We start from the raw sequence: 1001 nt of genomic DNA, 5'->3' as shown, positions 1-1001 counted from the left end.
ACTGCCGCCACGCTTCGTACGAATATTGCGCTTATAACACAAAGAGCTGCTATGATCGCTCACGCCGTGGCAAGCAAAGCCGCAGCAGCAGCTATGGCCATATTGAGAGGCGCAAGCATTGCTGCAGCTGCAGGCTTTCGCATAATGAAGCTGGCTCTAATCACTACCGGCATCGGCGCCATAGTCGTAGGACTTGCTACGGCGGCAGTGTGGCTGTATGAGAATTGGGACCGAGTAAAAGCCTTTTTTCAAAACTTTTGGCAAAAAATCAAGCCGGAATGGGAGAGCTTTAAGAGCTGGCTGGATAGCTGGGTAGAAGCTTTCAGTAGCGTATTTGATGAGACGGTAGCGTGGTGGAAGGATCTATTTGCGGACTTTTTCGGCTGGATAGGCGAAAAAATAGATTGGATACTGAGTAGTGTCAAAAGCGTGGGAGAGTTTTTCGGTTTCGGAGATGGAGGCACACCGGTTATGGCGCCTGCGTATAGCAGTGCCGATCGAAATTTCACCCCAGCTCCGAATCGCCCTATGGGCGAAGCACTCAGCACTCTTAGCTCAAGTCGCGCCGGGGACAATACGAACGTAACTTTTAATGGGGATTTTAAGATCGACGCTCACGGAGGCAGTATCGATACCGAAGCTTTTAAGCGTCAAATTTCAAAGGATATACAAGAGGCTATCAGACGAAATGAGCAAAATGCTAAAAATACGGACGTGAGAGGTTAAAAATGGTCTTAAATTTAGGCGGCTTTAAATTTGAATGGAAGCAAACGAGCGAAATAGCGATCGAGACAGACTTCGGCATAAACTCGCAGGAGCGCATCGCAAACTTTGAAGCCCTTTTGAGTGCAAAACTCGGCAGCCAAAGCATAAATTTAAACGGGCAAACCTTGCCTTTCGCGCAGGATGGGCAAGAGGCGTTAAAACCGCTTTATGCTTTGGCAGAGCTGCGGCAATCGCTACCGCTCGTGACGGGGCTTGGGAAATATCTAGGCAGATTT

The 1001-nt window shown here is 48.8% G+C and carries 2 protein-coding genes; both read left to right on the top strand.

The window, feature by feature from the left end:
- Window positions 1-726 (top strand): hypothetical protein (locus Q0236_RS10140; RefSeq protein ID WP_297917397.1); only part of this gene is annotated, 726 nt, incomplete at its 5' end.
- A gap of 2 nt (window positions 727-728) precedes the next feature.
- A partial coding sequence (locus Q0236_RS10135) for a phage tail protein (RefSeq protein WP_297917395.1) occupies window positions 729-1001 on the top strand: 273 nt, incomplete at its 3' end.

Source organism: uncultured Campylobacter sp. (assembly GCF_938031315.1).
Classification (GTDB): domain Bacteria; phylum Campylobacterota; class Campylobacteria; order Campylobacterales; family Campylobacteraceae; genus Campylobacter_B.
This window is presented reverse-complemented; position numbering and strand designations above follow the sequence as displayed.